The sequence below is a fragment of the Mycoplana sp. ABR4_002 genome, assembly GCF_056159645.1.
On the sequence record NZ_JBSWVO010000001.1, the window covers coordinates 1,371,055 to 1,395,391 of the forward strand.

At 68.0% G+C, this 24,337-nt stretch carries 26 protein-coding genes; 14 read left to right on the forward strand and 12 right to left on the reverse strand.

Going from position 1 to position 24,337, the window contains the following annotated elements; all coding sequences use genetic code 11:
* The first annotated feature begins 91 nt into the window (after nucleotides 1-91).
* From ACXAGF_RS06540 to nadC, 6 genes are all read left to right on the forward strand, one after another.
* The gene (locus tag ACXAGF_RS06540) at nucleotides 92-1,177 is read left to right on the forward strand and encodes an acyltransferase family protein (RefSeq protein ID WP_475015430.1); all 1,086 of its coding nucleotides are present in this window, start codon (nucleotides 92-94) and stop codon (nucleotides 1,175-1,177) included.
* Nucleotides 1,178-1,270: 93 nt separating this feature from the next.
* Nucleotides 1,271-2,134, forward strand: coding sequence for an MOSC domain-containing protein (locus tag ACXAGF_RS06545; protein WP_475019228.1), 864 nt, complete (start codon nucleotides 1,271-1,273; stop codon nucleotides 2,132-2,134).
* Between the two features lie 99 nt (nucleotides 2,135-2,233).
* Nucleotides 2,234-3,478 carry an MFS transporter gene (locus ACXAGF_RS06550; protein WP_475015431.1) on the forward strand — a complete coding sequence of 415 codons (1,245 nt, stop codon included), beginning with the start codon at nucleotides 2,234-2,236 and terminating at the stop codon, nucleotides 3,476-3,478.
* 182 nt (nucleotides 3,479-3,660) lie between these two features.
* On the forward strand, nucleotides 3,661-4,740 hold the full coding sequence (gene nadA, locus ACXAGF_RS06555; protein WP_475015432.1) for a quinolinate synthase NadA: 1,080 nt from the start codon (nucleotides 3,661-3,663) through the stop codon (nucleotides 4,738-4,740).
* A 126-nt stretch (nucleotides 4,741-4,866) separates the two neighbouring features.
* Nucleotides 4,867-6,465, forward strand: a complete 1,599-nt coding sequence (locus ACXAGF_RS06560; RefSeq protein WP_475015434.1) for an L-aspartate oxidase — start codon at nucleotides 4,867-4,869, stop codon at nucleotides 6,463-6,465.
* A gap of 52 nt (nucleotides 6,466-6,517) precedes the next feature.
* Entirely contained in the window at nucleotides 6,518-7,423 is a 906-nt protein-coding gene (gene nadC / locus ACXAGF_RS06565; protein ID WP_475015436.1) for a carboxylating nicotinate-nucleotide diphosphorylase, read from the forward strand.
* Between the two features lie 123 nt (nucleotides 7,424-7,546).
* Here the strand turns inward: nadC and ACXAGF_RS06570 are convergent, their stop codons facing one another.
* From ACXAGF_RS06570 to ACXAGF_RS06610, 9 genes are all read right to left on the reverse strand, one after another.
* Complete coding sequence (locus ACXAGF_RS06570; protein WP_475015438.1) at nucleotides 7,547-8,425, reverse strand: mechanosensitive ion channel family protein; 879 nt, start codon at nucleotides 8,423-8,425, stop codon at nucleotides 7,547-7,549.
* A 76-nt stretch (nucleotides 8,426-8,501) separates the two neighbouring features.
* Nucleotides 8,502-9,476, reverse strand: coding sequence for an NUDIX hydrolase (locus tag ACXAGF_RS06575; RefSeq protein WP_475015440.1), 975 nt, complete (start codon nucleotides 9,474-9,476; stop codon nucleotides 8,502-8,504).
* Nucleotides 9,473-10,021 (reverse strand): tyrosine phosphatase family protein, encoded by a 549-nt coding sequence (locus tag ACXAGF_RS06580; RefSeq protein WP_475015441.1) that lies wholly within the window; start codon nucleotides 10,019-10,021, stop codon nucleotides 9,473-9,475. Before ACXAGF_RS06580 ends, ACXAGF_RS06575 begins: the two co-directional genes overlap by 4 nt.
* A complete protein-coding gene (locus ACXAGF_RS06585) occupies nucleotides 10,018-10,653 on the reverse strand; it encodes a YfbR-like 5'-deoxynucleotidase (protein WP_475015443.1) in 636 nt (211 codons plus the stop codon). Before ACXAGF_RS06585 ends, ACXAGF_RS06580 begins: the two co-directional genes overlap by 4 nt.
* Nucleotides 10,650-11,492 carry a CAF17-like 4Fe-4S cluster assembly/insertion protein YgfZ gene (gene ygfZ / locus ACXAGF_RS06590; RefSeq protein ID WP_475015444.1) on the reverse strand — a complete coding sequence of 281 codons (843 nt, stop codon included), beginning with the start codon at nucleotides 11,490-11,492 and terminating at the stop codon, nucleotides 10,650-10,652. The genes ACXAGF_RS06585 and ygfZ overlap by 4 nt, the downstream gene beginning before the upstream one ends.
* Before the next feature lie 152 nt (nucleotides 11,493-11,644).
* Nucleotides 11,645-12,424 (reverse strand): hypothetical protein, encoded by a 780-nt coding sequence (locus ACXAGF_RS06595; protein ID WP_475015445.1) that lies wholly within the window; start codon nucleotides 12,422-12,424, stop codon nucleotides 11,645-11,647.
* Nucleotides 12,425-12,442: 18 nt separating this feature from the next.
* On the reverse strand, nucleotides 12,443-12,712 hold the full coding sequence (locus ACXAGF_RS06600) for a hypothetical protein (RefSeq protein ID WP_475015446.1): 270 nt from the start codon (nucleotides 12,710-12,712) through the stop codon (nucleotides 12,443-12,445).
* Nucleotides 12,713-12,802: 90 nt separating this feature from the next.
* Complete coding sequence (locus tag ACXAGF_RS06605) at nucleotides 12,803-13,243, reverse strand: TIGR02301 family protein (RefSeq protein ID WP_475015447.1); 441 nt, start codon at nucleotides 13,241-13,243, stop codon at nucleotides 12,803-12,805.
* A gap of 5 nt (nucleotides 13,244-13,248) precedes the next feature.
* Nucleotides 13,249-13,689 (reverse strand): NUDIX domain-containing protein, encoded by a 441-nt coding sequence (locus tag ACXAGF_RS06610; protein ID WP_475015449.1) that lies wholly within the window; start codon nucleotides 13,687-13,689, stop codon nucleotides 13,249-13,251.
* A gap of 129 nt (nucleotides 13,690-13,818) precedes the next feature.
* Here ACXAGF_RS06610 and ACXAGF_RS06615 point away from each other — a divergent pair, with 129 nt between their 5' ends.
* Nucleotides 13,819-14,595: an SOS response-associated peptidase gene (locus tag ACXAGF_RS06615; RefSeq protein ID WP_475015451.1), complete on the forward strand. Its 777-nt coding sequence runs from the start codon at nucleotides 13,819-13,821 to the stop codon at nucleotides 14,593-14,595.
* Between the two features lie 43 nt (nucleotides 14,596-14,638).
* On the opposite strand, the gene ACXAGF_RS06620 is transcribed toward ACXAGF_RS06615, so the two are convergent.
* Entirely contained in the window at nucleotides 14,639-14,827 is a 189-nt protein-coding gene (locus ACXAGF_RS06620) for a hypothetical protein (RefSeq protein ID WP_475015452.1), read from the reverse strand.
* A gap of 229 nt (nucleotides 14,828-15,056) precedes the next feature.
* Complete coding sequence (locus ACXAGF_RS06625) at nucleotides 15,057-15,197, reverse strand: hypothetical protein (RefSeq protein WP_475015454.1); 141 nt, start codon at nucleotides 15,195-15,197, stop codon at nucleotides 15,057-15,059.
* 368 nt (nucleotides 15,198-15,565) lie between these two features.
* Here ACXAGF_RS06625 and cysS point away from each other — a divergent pair, with 368 nt between their 5' ends.
* The 6 genes from cysS (at nucleotide 15,566) to rarD (ending at nucleotide 21,251) form a co-directional block, all read left to right on the forward strand.
* A complete protein-coding gene (gene cysS, locus ACXAGF_RS06630; RefSeq protein WP_475015455.1) occupies nucleotides 15,566-16,993 on the forward strand; it encodes a cysteine--tRNA ligase in 1,428 nt (475 codons plus the stop codon).
* A complete protein-coding gene (locus ACXAGF_RS06635) occupies nucleotides 16,975-17,472 on the forward strand; it encodes a GFA family protein (protein WP_475015457.1) in 498 nt (165 codons plus the stop codon). Before cysS ends, ACXAGF_RS06635 begins: the two co-directional genes overlap by 19 nt.
* Nucleotides 17,469-17,963, forward strand: a complete 495-nt coding sequence (locus ACXAGF_RS06640) for a GFA family protein (protein ID WP_475015458.1) — start codon at nucleotides 17,469-17,471, stop codon at nucleotides 17,961-17,963. The genes ACXAGF_RS06635 and ACXAGF_RS06640 overlap by 4 nt, the downstream gene beginning before the upstream one ends.
* 1 nt (nucleotide 17,964) lies before the next feature.
* Nucleotides 17,965-18,441, forward strand: coding sequence for a GFA family protein (locus ACXAGF_RS06645; protein WP_475015460.1), 477 nt, complete (start codon nucleotides 17,965-17,967; stop codon nucleotides 18,439-18,441).
* Nucleotides 18,442-18,520: 79 nt separating this feature from the next.
* A complete protein-coding gene (gene cimA, locus ACXAGF_RS06650) occupies nucleotides 18,521-20,137 on the forward strand; it encodes a citramalate synthase (RefSeq protein WP_475015461.1) in 1,617 nt (538 codons plus the stop codon).
* 175 nt (nucleotides 20,138-20,312) lie between these two features.
* Nucleotides 20,313-21,251, forward strand: a complete 939-nt coding sequence (rarD, locus tag ACXAGF_RS06655) for an EamA family transporter RarD (RefSeq protein WP_475015462.1) — start codon at nucleotides 20,313-20,315, stop codon at nucleotides 21,249-21,251.
* 30 nt (nucleotides 21,252-21,281) lie between these two features.
* Here the strand turns inward: rarD and ACXAGF_RS06660 are convergent, their stop codons facing one another.
* Entirely contained in the window at nucleotides 21,282-21,902 is a 621-nt protein-coding gene (locus tag ACXAGF_RS06660; protein ID WP_475015463.1) for an LOG family protein, read from the reverse strand.
* A gap of 156 nt (nucleotides 21,903-22,058) precedes the next feature.
* Here ACXAGF_RS06660 and ACXAGF_RS06665 point away from each other — a divergent pair, with 156 nt between their 5' ends.
* Nucleotides 22,059-24,200 (forward strand): LysM peptidoglycan-binding domain-containing protein, encoded by a 2,142-nt coding sequence (locus tag ACXAGF_RS06665; RefSeq protein WP_475015465.1) that lies wholly within the window; start codon nucleotides 22,059-22,061, stop codon nucleotides 24,198-24,200.
* The last annotated feature ends 137 nt before the right edge of the window (nucleotides 24,201-24,337 follow it).

A 24,337-nucleotide genomic window follows, 5' to 3' on the forward strand; every position in this document is an offset into this window, starting at 1 on the left:
GGCGGGAGATCGTCCTTAACGCCTCGTAAACCGCTCATGGCGGATGATGCGGGCAGGCCCCGTAGAGCAGCAACGGGGCGATGGCGGGCGAATGAACGAGCCAGGTCACATCGGAAGCCTCGACGGGCTGCGCGGTCTTGCCGCCGGCATCGTCCTGCTGTCGCACATCACCCTGGTCTTTCCGGAGCTCGGGCCGCTGGCGCCGTTCGACATCGGCACCGAGGCGGTCGGCATCTTCTTCGCGCTCAGCGGTTTCCTGATGGCCTATCTCTACGGCGCTCGCCCGGCCACGCGCGAGTCCGTACTCGATTTCCTCGTCAGCCGTTTTGCGCGCATCTACCCGGTCTATCTCTTTGCCGTCTGCGTGGTGGCGCTGTTGTCGGCCATTCCTGACCTCGGCTACCCGCAACCGATCGGCAGCCGGCTCGACTTCCTTTTGCACGTGGCTTTGCTCGGAAACAGCGGCGTCTTCTGGTCGGTGCCGCCCGAAATCCAGTTCTACGTGGCCTTTCCGGTCATCTGGCTGTTCCTGTCCGATCCGCGCCGCTACCAGGCCATCGGCTATGCGCTGATGGTGGTGGTCGCCGTCGTCAGCCTGCTCGACTATCCCGGCCCGGGCATCCTCCTGCACGCCAAGCTGCCCTATTTCTTCTTCGGCGTCGTTGCCGGACGGCTGCATCCCGTTCTCGCCGCCCGCCCGCCTTCCGCTGCGATCGGCGCGCTGGCGCTGCTGATGCTCCTGCTGTTCTTCGGCCACAAGCACCTTGTCCCCGGCCCGGACGGGCCGTTCTGGGGCCTGTCGACGGCGCTGGCCTCGGCGCTGGTGGTCGCGCTCGTCGCCCGCGAGCATCCCCTGACCGCCCGGTTTCTCGCCTCCGCGCCGCTGCGTTTTCTCGGCACCACCAGCTTCTCGCTCTACTTGCTGCATGTGCCGGTGATGTTCCTGACCCGCGAGAGCTTTGCCGGCCTCGTGCCGCTACCGGTGCTGGCCCTGCTGACGCTCGCGACGTCCGTCGTCGCCGCCTGGGTCAGCTACAATGCGATCGAGGCACCCGGCCGGCGCCGCATCGTCGCCGCCTGGCGCGACAGCACCATGCGCGGCGACCTCCTGCGCCGGCCGCATGCCGTCCGCCGCAGGCGCCCGTCCGAGGCCGACGAGGTCTCGGTCCGGGGTTAGCGCCCGTTCCGTCTGGCCGGTTCCGCTCCGCGCCAGGATCGGCTATGGAGACGGACCACACGCTTTCCCGACTGGATCCCGCCCATGAAGACCCTGACCGTCGCCGGCCTGAACATCCATCCGCTGAAGAGCGGTCGCGCCATCGCCATGACCGAGGTATCGGTCGACCTTGACGGCTTCGCCGACGATCGCCGCTTCATGGTGACCGATCCGGACGGCAGTTTCATCACCCAGCGCGATCTCCAGGCGCTGGCGCGGGTCGAGGCCTATCCGCACAACGGGACGCTGCGGCTGGTGATGGACGGGCAGCAGATCGTGCCCGGCTTTGCGCCCGGTCGCCGGATGCAGGTCAAGGTCTGGGACAGCGCGGTCGACGCGGCCCTCGCCGACGACGCCAGCAACGCCGCCCTGTCGGCCTGGCTCGGCCGCCAGGTGCGGCTCGTGCACATGGACGATCAGGCCGAGCGGCGCGTCGGCGAGCACTGGGCCGGCAGGGCCGTGCCGGTCGGCTTCGCCGACGGCTTCCCGATCCTCGTCACCACCACCGGGTCGCTTGCCGACCTCAACCGGACGCTGGCCGAAAAGGGGCAGCCTCCGGTCGGGATGGAGCGCTTTCGCACCAACATCCTGGTCGAGAGCGACGAGCCCTGGGCCGAGGACCTGTGGGCGGCGATCGAGATCGGCGGTATCGTCTTCGATCTGGTCAAGCCCTGCTCCCGCTGCATCATGACGACGCAGGACCAGCAGACCGGCGAGCGCACCGGCGGCAATCCGATCCAGGGCCTGGCGGACAATCGCATGTCGGCCGACCGCCGCGTCGCCGGGGTCCTGTTCGGCTGGAACGCGGCGCCGCGAAGCGCAGGGACGATCCGCCTCGGCGACCGGGTGGCGGTCGTAAGCAGCCGGTCCGAGCGCTGGCCGATGCGGGTAAGGGGCGAGGCCGGGGCGCGCGCCTGACCGCAGGCATCAATCGCGCTGATAGGCCGGTCAATTTAATTCACTTTTTTCAATAGTTGCCGGCGGCTATCGTGCGGGCCCACGACTCCGGAGTCGCCCATGTCCGCCCCTTCCGTCACTGCCGACGCCCCTGCCCACGCCGCCCGTGCCGCCATACCGTGGCTGATCATCGCCTCCGGCTGCATGATCGCCATGTTCACCTTCGGCCCGCGCTCGGCGATGGGGTTCTTCCAGTTGCCGATGCTGCAGGAAACCGGCTGGGACCGCACCACCTTCGGCCTGGCGATGGCGCTGCAGAACCTGTTCTGGGGGCTCGGCCAGCCGTTCTTCGGCGCGCTCGCCGACCGCTTCGGCACCTGGCGGGTGCTGGCGCTGTCCGGCCTGCTCTACGCCTCGGGGCTGTTTTTGATGTCGCTCGGCAGCGTGCCGCTGACATTGCACGTCGGCGGCGGCATCCTTGTCGGCCTCGGCATTGCGGCCGGCTCGTTCGGCGTCATCCTGTCCGCCTTTGCCCGCAACGTCGCGCCGGCGCGGCGACCGATGGCGTTCGGCATCGCGACGGCCGCCGGGTCCGCCGGCATGTTCCTGTTCGCGCCGCTGAGCCAGGGGTTGATCTCGGCCTATGGCTGGTCGGACAGCCTGGTCATCCTGGGCGTGCTGATGCTGCTCGTGCCGCTGTTCGCGATCCCGCTGCGCGGCAACGCGTCGTCGGGCTCGCAGAAGGAGGCGGAGTACAAGCAGACGATCGGCGAGGCGCTGAAGGAGGCGCTCGGCCACAAGAGCTACGTTCTGCTCGTGTCCGGCTTCTTCGTCTGCGGCTACCAGGTCGCCTTCATCACCGCGCATTTTCCGGCCTATATCGGCGACATCGGCATCGATGCCCGCTACGCCGTGATCGCGCTGGCGCTGATCGGCTTCTTCAACATCATCGGCTCGCTCGCCTCGGGCGTGATCAGCCAGCACTACTCCAAGCCCTATTTCCTGGCGCTGATCTACCTTGCCCGCTCCGTCGCCGTTACCGGCTTCCTGCTGCTGCCGCAGACGCCGTTGTCGGTCATCGTCTTCGCCGTCGTCATGGGCCTGCTGTGGCTGTCGACGGTGCCGCCGACCAACGCCCTGGTCGCGATCATGTTCGGCACCCGGCATCTCGGCCTGCTCGGCGGCGTCGTCTTCCTGTCGCACCAGGTCGGCTCGTTCCTCGGCGTGTGGATGGGTGGCTACCTCTACGACCGCTTCGGCACCTACGATCCGGTCTGGTGGCTCGGCGTGGTGCTCGGCATCTTCGCCGCGATCGTGCACTGGCCGATCCGCGAGCAGGCGGTCGCCCGGCCGGCGCTGGCCTGATCCGCAATTTTCTGCCCCGGGCCCGCCGCGTCTGGCGGGCCCGGGGCGGGCCGGCGCCCTTGCAATGCGGCGCGAAAGCCTCTACATCAACCGGGCCGGCGCTGCCGGTTTTATTTGACACCCGTTATGCTCATTTTGAGCAAAACGGTGCCGCCGGGAGGGCGGCAGGAAGGGAGAAGGGCATGACCCACGCCGCCAGCGGCCAGAGCGCCGCGGAGACCTCGACCCGGCAAACCGCCGCGGAGCGCTTCGGCGTGCTGGACATGCCGGATCTCGCCTACACGCCCGAAGTGGCGCGCGAGACGGCGCATCTCTACGAGCGCGTGAAGCAGTTCATCCCGGCGATCGAGTGGCCGGTCTACGCGCCCTATGTCCATGCGATCAACCGGCTGAAGAAGCAGCGCGGCGCCGTCATCGTCGCGCACAACTACCAGACCCCGGAGATCTTCCATTGCGTCGCCGACATTGTCGGCGACTCGCTGCAGATCGCCCGCGACGCGACGAAGGCCGATGCCGACATCATCGTCCAGTGCGGGGTGCACTTCATGGCCGAGACCTCGAAGCTGCTCAACCCGGACAAGACCGTCCTCATCCCCGATGCCAGGGCCGGCTGCTCGCTGTCGGAATCGATCACCGGCGCCGACGTGCGGCTGCTGAAGCAGCGCTATCCCGGCGTGCCGGTCGTCACCTATGTCAACACCTCGGCCGAGGTGAAGGCCGAGACCGACATCTGCTGCACCTCCTCCAACGTGCTGGCGGTGATCGAGAGCCTGGAGAGCGACACCGTTCTCTGCATCCCGGACGAATACCTGGCGATGAACGTCGCCAGGCAGACGAAGAAGAAGATCCTGACCTGGAAGGGCCATTGCGAGGTGCACGAGCGCTTCACCGCGGCCGAACTGCTGGCCTACAAGGAGGCCGACCCCTCGATCGAGATCATCGGCCATCCGGAATGTCACCCGGACGTGATCGCCGTTTGCGATTTCTCCGGCTCGACCTCCGGCATGATAGACTACGTCAAGGACAGGCGCCCGCCGCGCGTGCTGCTCGTCACCGAATGCTCGATGGCTTCCAACATCCAGGCCGAGGTTCAGGACGTGGACTTCATCAAGCCCTGCAACCTCTGTCCGCACATGAAGCGCATCACGCTGCCGAAGATCCTCGACAGCCTGGTGAACATGACGGAGGAGGTCGTGGTCGATCCGGCGATCGCCGCGCGCGCCCGCCTCGCCGTCGAGCGGATGGTGAACCTGAAGCAATAGGCCCCTTCTTCCCGAGGGAACGAAGGCGCCCGGCGGGCGGGGAGTGGGGGCACGCGGTCGCGCGCCCATCCCGGTCCGCACGCCGCCGCCCCTTGCGGAAGAGGACGCTGGCCGGAGGAGATTGAAATGCCGATCGACAGTTTTCGCCCGCTCTCGTGGGACGCCATCGACGACATCGTCATCGTCGGTGGCGGGCTCGCCGGGCTGTTCTGCGCGCTGAAGCTCAGCCCGCGGCCCGTCACCATCCTCGCCGCCGCGCCGATCGGCCAGGGTGCGTCGTCGGCCTGGGCGCAAGGGGGCATCGCCGCCGCGATGAGCCCGGGCGACACCTTCGACAAGCACGTTGCCGACACGATCGAGGCCGGCGCCGGCATCGTCGACGAGAAGATGGCGCGTTTCATGGTCTCCGAGGGGCCGGCGCGCATTCACGACCTGCTCGAATACGGCGTGCCGTTCGACCGCGATCTTGAAGGCAAGCTGCTTCTGTCCCGCGAGGCCGCCCATTCCGAGCGCCGCATCGTTCGCGTCCGCGGCGATATGGCGGGCAAGGCGATCATGGAGGCGCTGGTCGCGGCGGTCCGCAGGACGCCGTCGATCCGGGTGCTGGAAGGCTACGTGGTCGAGCAGCTGGTGAGCGAGGGGCGCTTCGTCTCGGGCGTGATCGCGCGGCCCGATTGCGGCCAGTCGAAGAACCGCGTGCACTTTCCCGCCCGCGCCGTCGTGCTGTGCTCGGGCGGTGTCGGCCACCTCTATGCGGTGACGACCAATCCGTGGGAGGCCTGCGGGCAGGGCGTGGGCATGGCCGCGCGCGCCGGCGCCATCATTGCCGATCCCGAATTCGTCCAGTTCCATCCGACCGCAATCGACATCGGCCGCGACCCGGCGCCATTGGCGACCGAGGCGCTGCGTGGCGACGGCGCCCATCTCGTCAACGCCGCCGGCCAGCGCTTCATGCTCGGCATCCACCCGGATGGCGAGCTCGCCCCGCGCGACATCGTCTCGCGCGGCGTGTTCGCCGAGGTCCAGGCCGGCCGCGGCGCCTTCCTCGACTGCACCAAGGCGATCGGCCGGCATTTTCCGGAAATGTTCCCGACCGTCTATGCCTCCTGCATGTCCGCCGGCATCGACCCGGTCACCCGGCCGATCCCGGTCACCCCGGCGGTGCACTACCACATGGGCGGGATTCTGACCGATGCCGAGGGCCGCACCTCGATCGACGGGCTGTGGGCGGCGGGCGAGGTGACGTCCACCGGCGTCCATGGCGCCAACCGCCTGGCCTCCAACTCGCTGCTGGAGGCGGTCGTGTTCGCCGCGCGCATCGCCGAGAACATCAAGGGCATGCTGCCCGAGCCGAAGACCGGCGACTGGGGCCAGAATGCCGGCGAGAGCGACGACCTGGTGACGGTCGAGGACAGCGAGGCGCTGACTTCCCTGCGCAAGCTGATGAGCGCCCATGTCGGCGTGATCCGCAGCGGCGGGGGGCTGAGGAAGGCGATTGCCGCGATCGCCGCGCTGGAGCGCGAGAACAGCCGCATGCGCTTCCACAACATCGTCACGACCGCCAAGCTGATCGCGGTCGGCGCCTGGCTGCGCGAGGAAAGCCGCGGCGGCCAGTTCCGCTCCGATTTCCCCGAGCCACGCAAGGACTGGAAGCGCCGCACCTACCTGACGCTGGCCGACGCCGACCGGATCGTGGCAGAACTGGCCGAGACCGAGCTGGCCTGACCCGGAAGCCGCCGGGTCTTGCAATTGAATTCGCACGAAATGGACAGGACCGATGACGACCCACCATCTCCCCGCTCTCTCGCCGCTGCTGATCGATGAGCAGGTCCGCGCCGCGCTTGCCGAAGACCTCGGCCGCGCCGGAGACATCACCAGCCAGGCGACGATCTCGCCCGGCCTGACGGCTAAGACGGAGCTGAACGCGCGCGAGCGCGGCGTGATTGCCGGGATGGAACTGGCCGCCGCCGCCTTCCGGCTGATGGACCCGGCGGTCGTATTCGAGGCGCTCGTCCGCGACGGCGACCGCGTCGGGCCGGACACGGTGCTGGCCCGCGTGCACGGGTCGGCGCGCGCCGTGCTTTCGGCCGAGCGCGTGGCGCTGAACTTTCTGATGCATCTGTCCGGTGTCGCCACCTACACCGCCGCCTTCGCCGACGAGATCGCGCACACCCCGGCAAAGGTCTGCTGCACCCGGAAGACCATTCCCGGCCTGCGGGCGCTGGAGAAATACGCCGTTCGCCTGGGCGGCGGCTCGTCGCACCGCTTCGGGCTGGATGACGCGATCCTGATCAAGGACAACCATATCGCCGTGTCCGGCGGTGTCGGCGGCGCCATCCGCGCTGCCCGCGCCTTCGCCGGCCACCTCGTCAAGATCGAGGTGGAGGTGACGACGCTGGAGGAACTGGAGGAGGCGCTCGACGCCGCACCCGACGTGATCCTGCTCGACAACATGGTGCCCGAACTGCTGCGCCGCGCGGTCGAGATCAACCGCGACTGCGCCGGCCTGACCGACGACGTCTATGCCGGCGATCCGCGCCGGGTCCAGCTGGAGGCCTCGGGCAATGTCAGCCTGAAGACGATCCGCGCCATCGCCGAGACCGGCGTCGACTACATTTCGACCTCCAAGATCACCATGGCCGCGCCGACGCTGGACATCGGTCTCGACGTGGTGGTCGGCTAGCGTTCCGCCGCCGTCCTGCCGGCAGCGGCGACCGGCGGGACCGTTGCGCCGGCATCAACGGCGACAGCGTTGGCGCAAGCAAGGCCGGCCGGAGCGATTTCGCCGCGCCGGCGGCAGCGGCGCCTATGCGTCCTGGCGCTCGTTCTCCTTGGGAGCGGTCGCGGCCGGCACGTTGTGGTAGGTAACCTGCGGGTAGGGGATCGAGATGTCGAGCTCGTCGAAGGACTGCTTGACGCGCTTGACCATGTCGTGCGTGGTCGCCCACCATTCGGCCGAGGCCACCCAGTAGCGCAGCGTCACCACCACGGCGCTGTCGCCGAGATTGTCGACGAAGACGGTCGGCGCCGGTTCGCCCAGGACGCGGGGCTCGGCTTCCGCCAGCGACATCATCGTCTTCAGCGCCAGATCGATGTCATCGTCATAGCCGATGCCGACCTTGAGGTCGTGCCGGCGCGTGCTCTGGCGGCTGTAGTTGGTCACCGGCGTGTTCCAGAGCGTCGAGTTCGGCGCCAGCAGGTAGAGCCCGTCGATGGTCCGCAGCTCGGTTGCGAACAGGCCGATCTCGACGACGGTCCCGGCCACGTCCGCCGTTTCGATGTACTCGCCGACGCGGAGCGGCCGCAGCACCAGCAGCATGATGCCGGCGGCGATGTTCTGCAGCGTTCCCTGCAGCGCGAGGCCGATGGCAAGGCCGGCGGCGCCGAGCGCGGCGATGATCGACGCGGTCTGGACGCCGAACTGGCCGAGCACGGTGACGAACACGACCACCAGCACGGCGTAGCGGATGATGCTGGAGAAGAACTGCGCCAAGGCCAGGTCGATGCCGCGAATGCGCGAGAGGCCGCGCAGCGACCAGCTGTGCAAAAGTCTTGCGACGACCCAGCCGACGAGCAGGAGAATGATCGCGCCGAGAATGGAAAACGCGTACTCCACGGCGAGCGCGCTCGCCTGGTTCCACGCTGTCTGGGTGGCGAGAATGATGTCGTTTGCCTGTTGTTCCATGATCCCTTCCTGGTTGTGCCCTCTGCAAATGGGGCGTGTGCGGCAAAGGTAAAGACCGGTTGCCGATTTCAGCCGGTCATCCCCGGCCGCCGAGCTTCAGCCCCGGGGCGGGGCGTTCCTCGAGGATCCGCCGGCGGAAGCGGAAGAGCGCCGCAGGGCGTCCCCCGGTTGCCGCCGTGGTCCCGCCGGTCGGTTCGACCAGCTCCGCCCCCTCGACCAGCCGGCGAAAATTCTGCTTGTGCAGGTGGCGGCCGGATATGGCCTCGACCGTCGCCTGGAGCTCGGTCAGCGAGAACTCCGACGGCATCAGCTCGAAAACGACCGGGCGATACTTGATCTTGCCGCGCAGCCGCGCCACCGCGGTCGCGAGGATCCGGCGGTGATCGTGGCGCATCGCCAGCCCGACGGCGGGCCGGCCGTCGGGCGCGCGTCCGTCGGTCACCGCCTCGGCGGCCAGCCCGCATTCGTAGAGCAGTTCGTAGCGCTCCAGAACCCGCTCCTCGTCCCAGGGGAAATCATCGAGGCCGAAGGCAAGCCGCAGCCGCGTCCTGCGGCCGGGAACGGCCTTGGCCTCGCCCGGGAGCCTCTCGTCCGCCCAGGCGGACAGCGCCGGGATGATCGTCTGGTCGAGTACCGCGGGCCGGCCGAGGCGCCAGTCCTCCCACGGCAGGAAGGCGTACCAGTCGCGCCAGTGGGCGCCGGCCGCCTCGAGCCGCTCGGTCGCTTCGGCGTCCATGCGCGTCAGCGCCAGGTAGCCGACCGAGACCATGTGCGTGCCGGCCTCGTCCGGCGCCTTCTGCCGCCCGCGGTCGCCGAAGGTGTAGAGCTGCTCGATGTAGCCGAGTTTCAGCGCCGTCTGCGCCTCGACGCTGGCGCGCAGACTGGTTTCGAAGGTGCGGTGCCGGGCCGGGTCGAACGGGCCGAAGGGCAGGGCGTCGCGTGCGCCCGTCCCGCCCGAGATCGTCAGGATCGCCGGACCGCGGCCGAAGATCGCAACCACCGCCGCGTTGAGACCGATCTCGACGGAGGACGATGGCGACGGGACGATCATGGCGGGGTCACCTCCGTTGTCGCCGCGGCGGGGACGGCGCTGAACGTGAATGGCTGGTCGCCGCGATAGTCGGCGCCGCGGCCGATGCCCTTGACCGCGCGCACAAGGCGCCCGCCGCGCGAGAGGACCTCGTCGCCGATGGCGACGATGCGGGCGTTGGGGGTCGCCTGCGGCGAGGCGGCGCGCAGCCGCAGCGCCAGCGCCTGCTCGTCCTGGTCCGGCGCCACCGCCAGCGCCGCCACCAGCGCGGCCGCCGGCGAGCGCGAGACGCCCATCATGCAATGGACCAGGAGCGGCGCGCGGCGGTCCCAGTCCCTGGCGAAGGCGACGACCGCCTCCACATGTGCCTCCTGCGGCGCGACCAGGTCGCCGGTGCCGGCAAAGGCAATGTCGTTGACCCCGAGCACGAGGTGGCGCGCGGCATCGATCACCGCCGGACGGTGAAAGTCCTGCTTCGGCGCCAGCAGGCTGATCATCTCCCGGCAGCGGCTGCGCACCGCGACCTCGGCGATGCGCGACAGCGGCGCCACGACGATCGCGCTCATGGCTTGTGCTCCTTCGCGGCGACCGCGCGCTCGGCCTCCAGCGCCTCGAAGCGGGCGATGAACCGGCGCTGTGCATCGACGGCGGGCAACGGTGCGATCGCCAGCATGTCGAGCGTGACGCCGCGCGGCTCGCCGAAGAATTTCGCCGCCTCGGCCGGCAGGAACCCGGCAAGCTCGGTGGCCTCGAAATAGGCCGCGACCCGGTCGGCCTTCTTGATCTTGTCCTTCAGCGCCGCTGGCGTCTGCGCCGGCAGGCCGAAGCGCAGGTGCACGGCCGCCTCGAGCCGCTTCTCCACCGTCTTGTAGCCGCCCCCGACCACCGCCTTGAACGGCGAGATCATGTCGCCGATGACGTATTCGGGCGCATCGTGCAGCAGCGCCATCAGGCATTCCTCCGGCCCGCAGCGGTTCAGCTGGCGGAAGATCGTCTCGACCATCAGGCAATGCTGCGCCACCGAAAGGGCGTGGTCGCCGGCGGTCTGGCCGTTCCAGCGCGCGACGCGGGCAAGGCCATGGGCGATGTCGCAAAGCTCGACGTCGAGCGGCGAGGGGTCCAGCAGGTCGAGCCGGCGTCCCGACAGCATTCGCTGCCAGGCGCGGGGCGCACTCTTCTGTCGCGCCGCGCCGCTCATGGCGCCGGGGCCTCGGCGCTCTGCTCCGGGAAGGCGAGGCCGGTCCATTCGGGGAGCCGCACCGTCACCTCGGCGTCGCCGGCCAGGATCGGCACGCCGGCGCGCATGGCGTCGGCGGCTCGGTCGATCCGGACGATGGCGAGCCCGTCGTCGCCGACGACCGTGCCCAGCGAGCCGATCGCCTTGCCCTCGGCGGTCAGTTCCGTCCCGGTCTCCGGCAAGGGGGATTGCGCCTTCAGGATCACCGGCCGCTTGCGCGCCGTGCTGCGGTGCTGCATCCGCGACACGACCTCCTGGCCGACATAGCAGCCCTTGCGGAAGGAGAGGCCGCCGGCCAGGTCGAGCAGGACGTCGTGCGGGAAGGCATCGGACAGCGCGTAGTCGCGGCCGGATTCGACGATGCCGGAGGCGATTCGCAGCGCATCATAGGCGGCGATGTCGTCGTTGCCGCCGGCGCCCGGCCGGCGCAGCACCTTCCATCCCGCCGCGGCGAAGCGGCCGTCGGCGATACCGTCTCCGTCCGTGTCCCAGCGCACGCTCGTCTCGGTCTCGCCAAGCGGCGCGATGTCGACGGCGGAGCGCAGCTTGTACATGGTCAGCCGCTTCACCAGGCCATCGCGCTGGTCCTGCGTCGTCTCGATCCGGAACCCGCCGCCGGGCTCGCGGTTGACGAGGAAATCGAACAGGATCTTGCCCTGCGGTGTCAGAAGCGCTCCGGCGCGGGCCTCGCCTTGCGGCAGCGAGGCCACGTCGGTGGTGATCAGGCCCTGAAGGAAATCCTCGGCGTCCTTGCCGGATATTGAGATGTGGGCGCGTCGGGCGAGGGTGACGGCAGGCATTGTCGGGTCCAGTTGTCAGCGGGCGCGGCATCGGCGCCGGGATTGAGCACTCGGTAGAGAGGTAGAATGCCCGTTCCGGCTTCGCAAGTCCCGTACGGTGCCGCCGGCCGCTGCAGTCGACCGCCACGCGGTCGCTGCCTTCCCCCGACGCCTCAGTCGCCGGCGACGAAGAACTTCCACTGGCCGTCGGGCGTGATGCCGACGCGATAGAAATTGTAGCCGCCGAACTCCTGCATGTCGGCGAAATCGCCGGCGGTGACGATCCGCAGCAGTTCCACCTTCTCCGGCGGGGAGAGTGATTCGAGCGGCTTGGCGGCGAAATAGGGCCAGACATAGATCTCGTTCGGCGTGCCGGCGTCGACCTTGACGAATCCGGTCGCCAGAACGTCGAGCAGGATCGCCAGGATCTCCACGCCCTCGGCATCGCCGGACTGGCCCTTCAGGGTCGCCACGGGGTCGTCCTCGCCCTCGATCACGCTGACCTGCGTCTGGGTCGGGCCCTTGCCGAGCAGCGGCCGCAGCCGTTCCATCTCGCCGGACGCCGCGGCCTCGACGATCATCTCGCGCATGCGCCGCACCGGTTCGGGGGCCTTGTCGATATCGTAAAGCACTTCGACCGCCGCCTCCGGCTCGGTCCCGGCCCCGTCGAATCCGGGCGCCATCGCGTCCGCGCCTGCTTCGTCCTTGCGAATCAGCGGATCGGGCATCGGCAGTTCCAGGCGCCGGTCGGCCTCGTCGGGCGGGGTCTCGGCGCCGGCGTCGGACGACTGTTCGGGTGCCTGCTGCTGCCCTTCCTGCCCGGGGATCTGCTTCAGTTCGCTGAGCGCCAAGGCGGGCGTGGAGCGGCTGAGGATTCCGGTGATCGCCAGGCAAACGGAAACGGCGAACACGCTGCCGCGAAGCAGCCTGATGCTCTCGATCGACCTGTGCATGAGCCCGGTCTTTCCGCCCTACTGGAGGGTGCGTTCAGGCGAGAACTCGCCGGCAAGCATGCGCTCGCGCAGCGATGTCAGCATGGCGTCGGCGCCGTCTTCGCCAAGCAGCCGGATGGTTTCCCGCATCGCCAGTGCAATGGCCGCATCCGCGATGATTTCCGGCTCGATGCCGTCCGCCATCCCGTCGGCCCAAGCCTCGTTCTGGTATTCCAGCGCGGCCTGCATCTTCTCGTGTACGATCATCTCGTCGATATCGTTGAGGCTTGGTTCCATTATGTGATCCATGCGCGGCTTCTTCTTTACCAGACTGTTAATGACCTTATCAGCGTTTTATCAAAACGACACGGGTGCGGCAGAAAAGAGGTTAATTGTCCCCTAATTTCCGAATCGGGCGGTAATTTCTGTGGCCAGTGTTGCACCTTCGTTACGGTATTGCTCTTCTGCGGCGACGGCCTGCTCGGTGCAAGCCGAATACACCGAGGCAAACGAACGATATCCACGGTTGAAGGCGGCGGTGAGCCTCTCCCTGCGCGCCTGCTCGGTCCCGGCCTCCATCGCAATCAGGTCTTCCATGGCCTTTCGCCAGCTGTCCTCCCGCTCCTTCAGGCACAGGTTGCGCAGGTAGTGCACTGCGCCGAGGATCTCCGACAACCGCTCGAGCCGGCCGTCATAGGGCGCGGGCTTGCTTTCGACCGATGGCGGTGCGGCTGCGGCTGGGGGGGCGGCCGGCTCGGCCTGGTTCGCCTGCGCCAGCGCCGGCGCGGCGAGCGGCAGCGCCAGCAAAAGCGGCAGGGCAAGGCGGAAGGTCGTCCTCATCAGGCTCACCTGAGGCCGGCGCGATGATAGGGGGTGGCAGGCGCCATGCCACGGTCGGCTTCCAGCCGGCGGATGCAGTCGCGCACGCTTTCCGGTGCCGGCAGGGCGGCGATCTCGGCGGCCGAGAACCAGCCGAGCGCGGCGGCGTCGTCCGCCGCGACGGCAACCGCGTCGAGGTCGGCCTCGACGCGGAAGACCGACAGGAAATAGCTGTTGCCGGTGGTGCTGCTCTGCAGATCGTAGGTGGCGTACAGCCGCGGCGCGCGCGCGACGATCCCGGTCTCCTCGGCAAATTCGCGCAAGGCCGTTTCGGCCGGCGTCTCGTCGGGTTCGGCCCGGCCGCCGGGAAAGGCATACATGTCGGCCGCCGGCGGATTGCGCCGCAGCACCAAGAGGTAGCGGCCATCGCGCTCGAGAATGGCGGAGGAGGCGGCTTTGGCAGTCATCGGCGATTCCGGACCCTTCATTGACCCCTTATAGGTGCTCCCCGTAGATTGATCCAGACCGGCGCGCCATTGACCTTTGGCGGGCGCCGACCATTTGCCGAGGGTTGGCAGCAGGCAGGAACGGACATCATGTGCGGACGATTTGCCCTGACGGAACCGGCCGCTCGGCTGGAAGAATTCCTCGACGTCGTGGACGTCGAGCCGTTCCCCCCGCGCTACAACATCGCCCCGACCCAGCCGATCCTGATCGTCATTACCGGCGAGCGCCCCGGGCCGGGCAGCAATCTGCCGCAGCGCAAGGCGATGCTGGTGCGGTGGGGGCTCACTCCCTCCTGGGTCAAGGACCCGCGCGAGTTCCCGCTGCTGATCAACGCCCGTTCGGAGTCGGTGATCGAAAAGGCCTCGTTTCGTGCGGCGATGCGCCACCGGCGCGTGCTGGTGCCCGCCAGCGGCTTCTACGAGTGGTATCGGCCGCCCAAGGCAACCCGGGAGAAGTCGCAGGCCTACTGGATCCGGCCGCGCAACGGTGGCCTCGTCGCCTTTGCCGGGCTGATGGAGACCTGGGCCTCGGCCGACGGGTCGGAGGTGGATACCGGCGCCATCCTGACCACCGCTGCCAATGCGGCGGTCGGCCGGGTCCACGACCGCATGCCGGTCGTGATCCGACCGCAGGATTTCGCGCGGTGGCTTGATTGCCGCACGCAGGAACCGCGGGAGGTGGCCGATCTGTTCCGTCCGGTCGAGGATGATTTCTTCGAGGCTATTCCCGTTTCGGACCGGGTCAACAAGGTCGCAAATGCCGATCCGGAGATCCAGGCGCCGATCGGGGCGGCGCTGGCGCCCCCGGCTGCATCCGGACCGGGGCGCTCTGATGGCGAGGACAGCGGCCAACTCTCCCTGCTTTGAGTGACGCTGCGGGCGGCGGGGCGAGGCCGCGCCGCGGGGTCGGTCAGTACCCCGACTCGATGTGCTTCAGGCCGGCGGGGAGTTCGCCCTTGATGACCTTGCGGGTCTCCGGCTTGCGCTGACTTGCAGCCGCAGCCACCGCCTTCAGGCCGAGCGGTCTGTACTGCTTCTCAAGATTATCCGGCTTTGCTTCTCGCGGCGAAGTTGAATGCTTCGCACCATTAGTAAACATTCCTGACTCCCATTAATAATTCTGCACGGACAGGCTCCAATACCGTGGGCTCTATCCATGGACGGGATGCTAGCGCAGGAATTTGGTGAAAATCTGCCCGGATATAGAACTAAATTTGAAATTCAGGCGCGCAAACAAAGACAACATTAATATTTGTTAACGCGTTCAGGAAACAATAATTGATATATTGCAATTTTGCGCGCCCATGCTCGCCAGCACAGGACGCTCGCTAGGCGTTCGGAATGCTCGCAAGACGCCTGCGGGCGCCGATCTGCAGCGCCGCGGCGAGGATGGCCTTCAGGCCGGTCGGGCGGCGGCGCTGGCTCTGCTGGCTGGCCGGTCTTTGCGTCTTGCTTGTCTGGTTGCGCATCGTGGTCCCCTTTTTCTTGTCCGCGAAGCCGCCGCGGTTGAAGACCTTGTCGCAGGTGGACGGCCCCGATGTTGTCACCTGGGAAACAAGGGACGACGCCATCGCGCCGCCGCCGGAGAGCGCCCTGAACGGTGATTGCGACCGCAAGCGCGCAAATAAATGGAGAAATCCGGCCTCGCACCCGGCCTGGCTCCCTTGACCGTCGCGGATTCCGGGGCGATAAAGCGAGCCATGAAAACGGTTCTCTGCATTATTTGCCGGAGCATTATTCGCTAGCCTGAGCGCTGGCTTGGCCGTTTTCGTCTCCTGACATCCCCAGATGACAAACGGGCCGGGCCAGCCGGACGCTTGCCCTTGGGAGATTTTTGATGGCCGAACAGCCGGTCCTGACCCTCTACAACACGCTCACCCGCTCGAAGGCGGCGTTCACGCCGATCGAACCCGACAACGTGCGCATGTATGTCTGCGGCCCGACGGTCTACGACTTCGCCCACATCGGCAATGCCCGCCCGGTCATCGTCTTCGACGTGCTGTTCCGGCTGCTGCGCCATGTCCATGGCGCCGACCGGGTGACCTATGTCCGCAACATCACCGACGTCGACGACAAGATCAACGCCCGCGCGCTGCGCGACTTCGGCAACGAGATCGCCGCCGGCACGGTCTCGCTGAACGAGGCGATCCGCCGGGTGACGGAAAAGACCGCCAACCAGTTTCATGCCGATGTCGAGGCGCTCGGCACGCTGCCGCCGACGCAGGAGCCGCGCGCGACCGAGTTCGTCCAGAAGCGGGCGGACGGCCGGGCCGACATGATCACGCTGATCGAGCGGCTGATCGAGCGCGGCCATGCCTACCAGGCCGGAGGGGAGGTGCTGTTCGACACCTCCTGGTCCGAATACGGGCAGCTGTCCAGACGCAACCTGGAAGACCAGCAGGCCGGCGCTCGCGTCGCGGTCGAGAGCCACAAGAAGCACCCCGGCGACTTCGTGCTCTGGAAGCAGTCCTCGCCTGAGGAGCCCGGCTGGGACAGCCCCTGGGGCCGCGGCCGCCCCGGCTGGCACATCGAGTGCTCGGCGATGTCGGCCGCCTATCTCGGCGAGACCTTCGACATCCATGGCGGCGGGCTGGACCTGATCTTTCCGCACCACGAAAACGAGATCGCCCAGTCGCGCTGCGCCCACGGCACCAGGGTGATGGCCAACGTCTGGATGCACAACGGCTTCGTTCAGGTCGAGGGCCGCAAGATGTCGAAGTCGGAAGGCAACTTCGTCACCATCCACGACCTCCTGCACACCGAGGCCTTCGGCGGCCGCAAGTGGCCGGGCGAGGTGCTGCGCCTGGCCATGCTGATGACGCATTATCGCGAGCCGATCGATTTCTCGGTGAAGCGGCTGGAGGAGGCCGAGCGCCTGCTGGCGCGCTGGCCGGCGGAAGAGGCGGACGGCGGTGCGGTCGATCCGGCGGTGCTGTCGGCGCTGGCCGACGACCTCAACACCGTCGGCGCGATCCAGGCGCTGCATGCGCTGGCGCACAAGGCCGCCCACGATCCATCCGCGGCGGCCAGCTTCCAGGCGAGCGCCGCACTGCTTGGCGTGAAGCCGAAAAAGGTAGACATTTCCGAAGGCTTGGCAGCCGAGGTTGAATCGATAGTTCAGCAGCGGCTCGGCCTGCTGAAGGCGAAGAACTTCGCCGAGGCCGACCGCATTCGCGACGAGCTGCTGTCGAGGGGCATCCAGTTGAAGGACGGCAAGGATGCGGCGACCGGCGAGCGCGTGACCACATGGGAGGCAAAGCGGTGACCGACACGCTCTACACCGGCGGCTGCCAATGCGGCGCGGTCCGCTTCCGCGTCCATGGCGCGCTGACCGATATTTCGATCTGCCACTGCCGCATGTGCCAGAAGGCCGTCGGCGGCTATTACGCGGCGCTGGCCTCGACCCGCGGTGCCGAGCTGGTGTGGACGCGTGGCGCGCCGAAGAAGTTCCGCTCGTCGAACTTCGCCGAGCGCGGCTTTTGCGCGGCGTGCGGCACGCCGCTGACCTACGAGGCGCCGGACGGTATCGCGATTGCTGCGGGAACCTTCGACGATCCCTCGCTGCTGCCGCCGGACCGGCAGTTCGGCAGCGAGGCCAAGGTCGCCTTCGTCGACCGACTGCACACGCTGCCGAACTATACGACGGAGGAGGATGTCGGCGATGCGCCGTTCCTGCTCGAGGTGGTGTCCTACCAGCATCCCGACCACGACACGCAGAGCTGGCCGCTGGAGGGGCCTCGATGAGCATTGCGCGGATCTACACGGGCGGCTGCCAGTGCGGCGCGGTGCGCTATCGCGCCGAGGGCACGCTCGAGGACCCGCACCTGTGCCATTGCCGCATGTGCCAGAAGGCGGCGGGCAACTACTTCATGCCGCTTGCCAACGCCGACCGTGCCGGCTTCCGCCTGACGCGCGGCGAGCCCGGCTGGTTCCAGTCGTCCGAGCACGTCCGCCGCGGATTCTGCCCGCGGTGCGGCACGCCGCTCTTCTACGACATGCCGGACCAGGGGTTCATCAACATTGTCCTCGGCTCGCTCGACGATCCGCAGGATGTCAGGCCGACCTCGCAGTCCGGCACCGAATCGCGCGTCCCTTGGTTTTCGCAGCTGCCGCAGCTGTCGGGCCGGGAGACGGATGTGGAAGGGCCGGCGGGGCGCGAGCGTCATCTCGAGATCCTGGAATCGAACCGCCAGCACCCGGACTACGACACCGACAACTGGCCACCGGAGGACTGACATGACCGACACCATTCGCACCGGAGGCTGCCAGTGCGGCGCCGTTCGCTTCAGGATCCGCGGCGCACTGGGCCGCCCCTCGATCTGCCACTGCCGCATGTGCCAGAAGCAGTTCGGCAATTTCTTTTCCGCGCTGGTGACCGCGCCGAAGGGCGGCGTCGAGTGGACGCGCGAAGAGCCAAGCTACTTCCAGTCCTCGGTCAACATCGATCGCGGCTTCTGCCGGAACTGCGGCACGCCGATGACCTACCGCCATCCCGGCGGGCTCGAGATCGCCATCGGCACCTTCGACGACCGTTCCGATCTCGCGCCGCAGATCCAGGTCAACCATGCCGCGCGGCTGCCCTGGGTGGAGACGATCTTCGGCCAGCCGGTCCACAAGGACGCCGACTATTACGCGCGGCAGGAGAAGGTCATCTCGTTCCAGCACCCCGACCATGAGACCGACAACTGGCCGACGCACGGGCTGAAGATGTGAACGCGGGCCGACCGCCGCAAAAGCGCCGCCGGACCGGCTGCCCGACAGACGACATCGTTCCTCCGGAGGGAACACGCAGATGAAAAAAGAACGCATCTATCTCTTCGACACGACGCTTCGCGACGGCCAGCAGACGCCGGGCGTGGACTTTTCCGTCGAGGACAAGATCGCGATTGCCACGCTGCTGGACGAGTTCGGACTCGACTATGTCGAGGGCGGTTATCCCGGCGCCAACCCGACCGACACCGCCTTCTTCGGCAAGCGGCGCACCCGCGATGCGCGCTTCGTCGCCTTCGGCATGACCAAGCGCGCCGGCGTCTCGGCCTCCAACGATCCCGGCCTGAGGGCTCTGATCGAGTCGGAAAGCGACGCCGTCTGTCTGGTGGCCAAGAGCTGGGATTACCACGTGCGCGTCGCGCTCGGCTGCACCAACGAGGAAAACCTGGAAGCGATCGGCGCCTCGGTCCGGGCGGTCGCCGCCGCCGGCAAGGAGGCGATGGTCGACTGCGAGCACTTCTTCGACGGCTACAAGGACAACCCCGCCTATGCGCTCGCCTGCGCCCGGGCCGCGTTCGAGGCCGGCGCGCGCTGGGTCGTGCTGTGCGACACCAACGGCGGCACGCAACCGCCGGAGATCCGCGACATCGTCGCCGCCGTCATCGCCGCCGGCATTCCCGGCACTCACCTCGGCATCCACGCCCACAACGACACCGGGCAGGCGGTCGCCAACTCGCTCGCCGCCGTCGAGGCCGGCGCACGCCAGATCCAGGGCACGCTGAACGGCATCGGCGAGCGCTGCGGCAACGCCAACCTCGTGACGATCATCCCGACGCTGCTGCTGAAGGAGAGCTACAGCGCGCGCTTCGAGCTCTCGATCGACCGCGAGCGCCTGCAGGGTCTGACGCGGCTGTCGCACCAGTTCGACGAGCTTCTGAACCGTTCTCCGGACCACCAGATGCCCTATGTCGGCGCCTCGGCCTTCGCCACCAAGGCCGGCATCCACGCCTCGGCCCTGTTGAAGGACCCGCGCACCTACGAGCATGTCGCGCCCGAAAGCGTCGGCAATCTGCGCAAGGTGATGGTCTCCGACCAGGGTGGAAAGGCGAACTTCATCAACGCGCTGAAGCTGCGCGGCATCGTCGTGTCGAAGGACGATCCGAAGCTCGACCGCCTGATCGAAATCGTCAAGGAGCGCGAGGCCACCGGCTACGCCTACGAGGGCGCGGACGCGAGCTTTGCGCTCCTCGCCTACCGCACGCTCGGCACGATCCCGCAGTTCTTCCACGTCGACAGTTTCCGCGTCATGGTCGAGCGCCGCTACGACGCCAACGGCAACCTCAAGACCGTATCGGAGGCGGTGGTCAAGGTCGTGGTCGACGGCGAGACGATGATGTCGGTGGCCGAGGGACACGGGCCGGTGAACGCACTCGACCTGGCATTGCGCAAGGATCTCGGCAAGTACCAGAGCGAAATCGCAGACCTCGAACTGGCCGACTACAAGGTGCGCATCCTCAATGGCGGCACCGAGGCCGTCACCCGGGTGCTGATCGAGTCGGCCGATGGCACCGGCGCGCGCTGGTGGACGGTCGGCGTCTCCGACAACATCATCGACGCCTCGTTCCAGGCGCTGATGGACAGCATCGTCTACAAGCTACTGAAGAACCGCGGCACGGCGGGCCGGGTGGCGGCGGAATAGGCGCCGCCACCTCCGGCCCGGCCATCGCCGCGCGCTCGCCGGCCAGCATCAGGGCGGCTTCATCTTGCTTCACCGAAATGAATTGGTGCATTCGCCGGCATTGGAGTAGGGCTAGAGCTGCATTGCACGCAGCGCGCATTTCCGCGCTCCGGATGAACCAGCAGGATCCAGCACGATGGCCGACCCGAAGACCGCACCCGAGGCGACGAACGGCGATTCCTTGCGCGGCTTTTTGTTCGCGCTCACCGCCTATCTGCTGTGGGGCTTCCTGCCGTTCTTCATGAAGGCGGTCGCCCATATCCCGGCCACAGAGGTGGTGGCGCATCGCATCGTCTGGTCGGTGCCGATCGCGGGCCTCGTGCTCGTCTGCCTCGGGCGCACCGCCGACATCCGACGCGCGCTGGGCGCGCCGCGCATGCTCGGCATGGCAGCGGTGACGGCGACGCTGATCACGATCAACTGGGGCATCTATGTCTGGGCGATCGGCGCGGGGCGGGCGATCGAGACGGCGCTCGGCTACTACATCAACCCGTTGTTCTCGATCTTCCTCGGCGCGGTGCTGCTGAAGGAGAAGCTGACGCGGGCGCAGGGTGTGGCGATCGTGCTGGCCGCGGCCGCCGTGGCGGTGCTGGCGTTCGATGCCGGTGGCCTGCCGTGGGTCTCGTTGGCGCTCTGCGTCTCCTGGGGCTTCTACGCCTTCTTCCGCAAGACGCTGCCGATCGGCCCGAACCAGGGCTTCTTCCTCGAGGTGCTGCTGCTCAGCGTCCCCGCGATCGGCTACATCGTCTTTCTGGAGGCGACCGGGCGTGGCCATTTCGGCGACACCGGGTCGGCCGACCTTCTGCTGCTGTTGAGCTGCGGCGTCGTCACCGCCGTGCCGCTGATGGTCTATGCCAACGGCGCCAAGCTCCTGCGGCTTTCGACCATCGGCATCATGCAGTACATCGCCCCGACGATGATCTTCATCGCCGCCGTGTTCTTCTTCCACGAGCCGTTCGGCGGAGCGCAGATGATCGCGTTCTCGCTGATCTGGGCGGCGCTGTTCATCTATTCCGGCTCGATGCTGTCGAGTGCCCGCGCCCGGCGCGCAGTGGCGCTGAAGCCGGCGGAGTGAGCCTGTCTGGGCAGGGAGCGTTCGCCGCCGCTAGAGCCGGGCGATGATCCCGGCCTCGCCGGCGCGGTCGATGGCGGTCGTCCAGTGCTGGAGCAGCCCCGGCACGATCTCTTCGGGCTCGTCGATGACGATCGGCTGGACCAGATGGGCGGCGTGCACGAAGCCGGCGTCGGCCATATGCCGGATCAATTTCAGCATCGGGTCCCAGAAGCCGCCGATATTGGCGAAGACGATCGGCTTGCGATGACGGCCGAGCTGCGCCCAGGTCATAATCTCGACGATTTCCTCCAGCGTGCCGATGCCGCCGGGCAGGGCCACGAATGCGTCGGCGCGCTCGAACATCTTGTGTTTGCGCTCGTGCATGTCGGCGGTGATGATCAGTTCGGAGAGCTGCCCGAGCGAATGGCGCGTGGCCTCCATGTCCACGAGGAACTGCGGTATAATGCCGGTGACGCGGCCGCCGCCGGAAAGGACGCCGCTGGCGACGGCCCCCATGATGCCCTTGGTGCCGCCGCCATAGACAAGGCGCAGGTGATTCGCCGCCATCGACCGGCCGAGCACGCGGCCGGCATTGATGTAGGCGGAATCGCGTCCGGGCTGGGAGCCGCAATAGACGCAGATGGCGCGGATGGGCATGGTTTCATCGTTCATAACGCGATTGAGCCATTTCGTGGCGGCCAAGGTCAAGGAAAATGATGAAAACGGCGCTGCCCGGGCCCGCATTCGAGCCGCAAGCTTGTCGAACCCCTTGGAAATCGTTAGCAATTCCAAGGGGAATAGCGGCGCGCCGCGTGGAGACACGAGAAGATGAAGCATAAGACCAGCCTGGTTGCACTGGGCGTGCTGGCGGCAGCCACCGCGCTGATGGTGTTTGTCGTCCTCCCGAACATCGACGAGGGCGAGGCTCCCGAGGGCGCGCAGCAAGTCGCCGAGCAGCCGGCAACGGAGACAAAACCGGCCCCCGCGCCGGCGACGGCGGAGAAACAGCCGGCCGCCGGAACCTCGACCGAGGGCGGCGTGGCCGGACAGCCGGCGCCGGGAGCGGACGGTGCCGATGACGCGACCGCCTGGCAGCCTCCGACCTTCGATCTTCTGCGCGTCGAGCCCGACGGCTCCACGGTGATCGCCGGCCATGCCGAGCCGAACAAGACGCTGCACATCCTCAACGACGGCGACGTGGTCGCCACCACCAATGTCGGCCCGTCCGGCGACTTTGCCGCGGTTTTCGACAGGCCGCTCGCCTCCGGCAACCACGAACTGACGCTGCGGATCGAAGGCGACGGCGCGGCGAAGACGTCCGAGGAGGTCGCAACGGTGTCGATCCCCAAGGATCGCGGCGGCGAGCTGCTGGCGATGGTCACCAAGCCGGGTTCGGCGAGCCGCCTGATCACGGTGCTCGAGGGGCCCGAAGGCACGGTGAAGACCGGCGTCGAGCCTGCCGGTACCGCGCTGGGCGACGCTGCGGTCCCGGCCCAGACGGAGACGGCCGACGCCGCTGCGGAGGCGGCCGCGCCGGCCGCTTCACCGAACGTGCGCATCTCGGCCGTCGAACTCGAAGGCGACCGGATGTTCGTGGCCGGAGTCACCAGGCCCGAGGCGCTGGTGCGCATCTATGCCAACGACAAGCTGCTCGGCGAGATCACGTCCGACCCGCAGGGGCGCTACGTGGTCGACGGCCAGATGTCGCTTCCGGTCGGTCGCCATACCATCCGCGCTGACGTGATGAGCGCGGACGGGGCCAAGGTCGAACTGCGCGCCTCCGTCCCCTTCGACCGTCCCGAAGGCGAGCAGGTGGCGGTGGTCGCCCAGGACGACCCGGCCGCGGGCAGCGGCGCGCCGGAACTCGGCCTGATCGACCAGGGCGCCTTCGACAAGCTGCGTGACGAGGCCAACAAGGCGGTGGCGCTGTTGAGCGGTCTTTATGCCGACGGCCGGCTGCCGTCGGCGGAACAGTTGGCGGCGGCCCGCTCGGCAACCGAGATCGCACTGCAGTCGCTCGTCGACTACAAGGCCCCGCCCGGCGGCCCCGGCGAGGAGATCGCCGCGCGGACCTCGGCCGTCGCCGCCGATACGCTGGCCAAGTTGAAGGCGCTGCCGACCGATGCGGCCGCCATCGGCAAGTCGATTGCGGCCATCGAGTCGTCCGTGAAGGAGGCGCTGACCCCGGCGACGAGCGGCAGCGCCAAGCCGGAGGGCATCGCCCAGGGCCCGAACATCGACATCGGCGCGCTCGAGGCAGAGTCGGCCGATCTGAGCGCGAAGTTCAGGGAACTGTTCGCCGAGGGCCGCGATGCCGGGGCGGACGAGACTGCGGCCGCGCGCCGGGCCCTGGAAGAGGTTCTCGGCAAGATTTCAGCCTATTCGGCGCCGACCGGAATCGATGCCGACCGTCTCGCCATCATCGACCGGCTGAAGGTCTGGTCGAAGTCCGCGGGCGAAGCGCTGGCCCGGGTTCCGCTCGAGGCTGAGAGGGAGGGCTATGCGACCGCGCTCGCCGTGCTGGGGGCGGCGCCCGCGCCGGCGCTGTCGAAGCCGGCCGCGGACGCAACCCTTGCCAGCGCCCAGCCGGCGGACTCCGATGCCGCTACCGGGACGCCGGTCGGCGACGCTGCGCAACCGTCGATGCCGCAGCCGGCGACAGCTGCCGGGCAGCCGTCCGAGGCCGAGGCCGGCCCGCAGGCGGCGGTCGAGCAACCGCAGTCGGTCGAACAGGCGCCGCTGAAGGAGAGCAGGACCTCGGTGATCATCCGCCGCGGCGACACGCTGTGGCAGATCGCCCGGCGCGTCTACGGGCAGGGCGTACGCTACACGACCATCTATCGCGCCAACGAGGACCAGATCAACGATCCGGACCGCATCCTGCCGGGGCAGATCTTCGGAATCCCTGACGAGGCGATGCCGGAATCCGAGGCGCAGGAGCTTCACCGCAAGCACGTGAAGGGCAACTGATCGGCTGCACCGATCGCCTGGCGTGCGGCTGCGCATTGCATCGGAGCTTCCGCACCCCTATCTCAGCCCGTGCGGCGTCCTTCACCGGGCGCCGCATTTTTCGTGAAGACTGAGCCGGGAGACCGGCGATCGGAGGC

Excerpts from the sequence above, each read along its gene's own strand:
- cysS (WP_475015455.1), top strand. The coding sequence starts at position 15,566 with ATGGCCGAACAGCCGGTCCTGACCCTCTACAACACGCTCACCCGCTCG.
- ACXAGF_RS06585 (WP_475015443.1), bottom strand. The coding sequence starts at position 10,653 with ATGAGCGGCGCGGCGCGACAGAAGAGTGCGCCCCGCGCCTGGCAGCGA.
- ACXAGF_RS06600 (WP_475015446.1), bottom strand. The coding sequence starts at position 12,712 with ATGGATCACATAATGGAACCAAGCCTCAACGATATCGACGAGATGATC.
- rarD (WP_475015462.1), top strand. The coding sequence starts at position 20,313 with ATGGCCGACCCGAAGACCGCACCCGAGGCGACGAACGGCGATTCCTTG.
- ACXAGF_RS06570 (WP_475015438.1), bottom strand. The coding sequence starts at position 8,425 with ATGGAACAACAGGCAAACGACATCATTCTCGCCACCCAGACAGCGTGG.
- ACXAGF_RS06665 (WP_475015465.1), top strand. The coding sequence starts at position 22,059 with ATGAAGCATAAGACCAGCCTGGTTGCACTGGGCGTGCTGGCGGCAGCC.
- ACXAGF_RS06620 (WP_475015452.1), bottom strand. The coding sequence starts at position 14,827 with ATGTTTACTAATGGTGCGAAGCATTCAACTTCGCCGCGAGAAGCAAAG.
- ACXAGF_RS06610 (WP_475015449.1), bottom strand. The coding sequence starts at position 13,689 with ATGACTGCCAAAGCCGCCTCCTCCGCCATTCTCGAGCGCGATGGCCGC.
- ygfZ (WP_475015444.1), bottom strand. The coding sequence starts at position 11,492 with ATGCCTGCCGTCACCCTCGCCCGACGCGCCCACATCTCAATATCCGGC.
- ACXAGF_RS06550 (WP_475015431.1), top strand. The coding sequence starts at position 2,234 with ATGTCCGCCCCTTCCGTCACTGCCGACGCCCCTGCCCACGCCGCCCGT.
- nadA (WP_475015432.1), top strand. The coding sequence starts at position 3,661 with ATGACCCACGCCGCCAGCGGCCAGAGCGCCGCGGAGACCTCGACCCGG.
- ACXAGF_RS06580 (WP_475015441.1), bottom strand. The coding sequence starts at position 10,021 with ATGAGCGCGATCGTCGTGGCGCCGCTGTCGCGCATCGCCGAGGTCGCG.
- ACXAGF_RS06645 (WP_475015460.1), top strand. The coding sequence starts at position 17,965 with ATGACCGACACCATTCGCACCGGAGGCTGCCAGTGCGGCGCCGTTCGC.
- ACXAGF_RS06575 (WP_475015440.1), bottom strand. The coding sequence starts at position 9,476 with ATGATCGTCCCGTCGCCATCGTCCTCCGTCGAGATCGGTCTCAACGCG.
- ACXAGF_RS06615 (WP_475015451.1), top strand. The coding sequence starts at position 13,819 with ATGTGCGGACGATTTGCCCTGACGGAACCGGCCGCTCGGCTGGAAGAA.
- ACXAGF_RS06635 (WP_475015457.1), top strand. The coding sequence starts at position 16,975 with ATGGGAGGCAAAGCGGTGACCGACACGCTCTACACCGGCGGCTGCCAA.
- ACXAGF_RS06540 (WP_475015430.1), top strand. The coding sequence starts at position 92 with ATGAACGAGCCAGGTCACATCGGAAGCCTCGACGGGCTGCGCGGTCTT.
- ACXAGF_RS06625 (WP_475015454.1), bottom strand. The coding sequence starts at position 15,197 with ATGCGCAACCAGACAAGCAAGACGCAAAGACCGGCCAGCCAGCAGAGC.
- ACXAGF_RS06605 (WP_475015447.1), bottom strand. The coding sequence starts at position 13,243 with ATGAGGACGACCTTCCGCCTTGCCCTGCCGCTTTTGCTGGCGCTGCCG.
- nadC (WP_475015436.1), top strand. The coding sequence starts at position 6,518 with ATGACGACCCACCATCTCCCCGCTCTCTCGCCGCTGCTGATCGATGAG.
- ACXAGF_RS06595 (WP_475015445.1), bottom strand. The coding sequence starts at position 12,424 with ATGCACAGGTCGATCGAGAGCATCAGGCTGCTTCGCGGCAGCGTGTTC.
- ACXAGF_RS06640 (WP_475015458.1), top strand. The coding sequence starts at position 17,469 with ATGAGCATTGCGCGGATCTACACGGGCGGCTGCCAGTGCGGCGCGGTG.
- ACXAGF_RS06560 (WP_475015434.1), top strand. The coding sequence starts at position 4,867 with ATGCCGATCGACAGTTTTCGCCCGCTCTCGTGGGACGCCATCGACGAC.
- ACXAGF_RS06660 (WP_475015463.1), bottom strand. The coding sequence starts at position 21,902 with ATGAACGATGAAACCATGCCCATCCGCGCCATCTGCGTCTATTGCGGC.
- cimA (WP_475015461.1), top strand. The coding sequence starts at position 18,521 with ATGAAAAAAGAACGCATCTATCTCTTCGACACGACGCTTCGCGACGGC.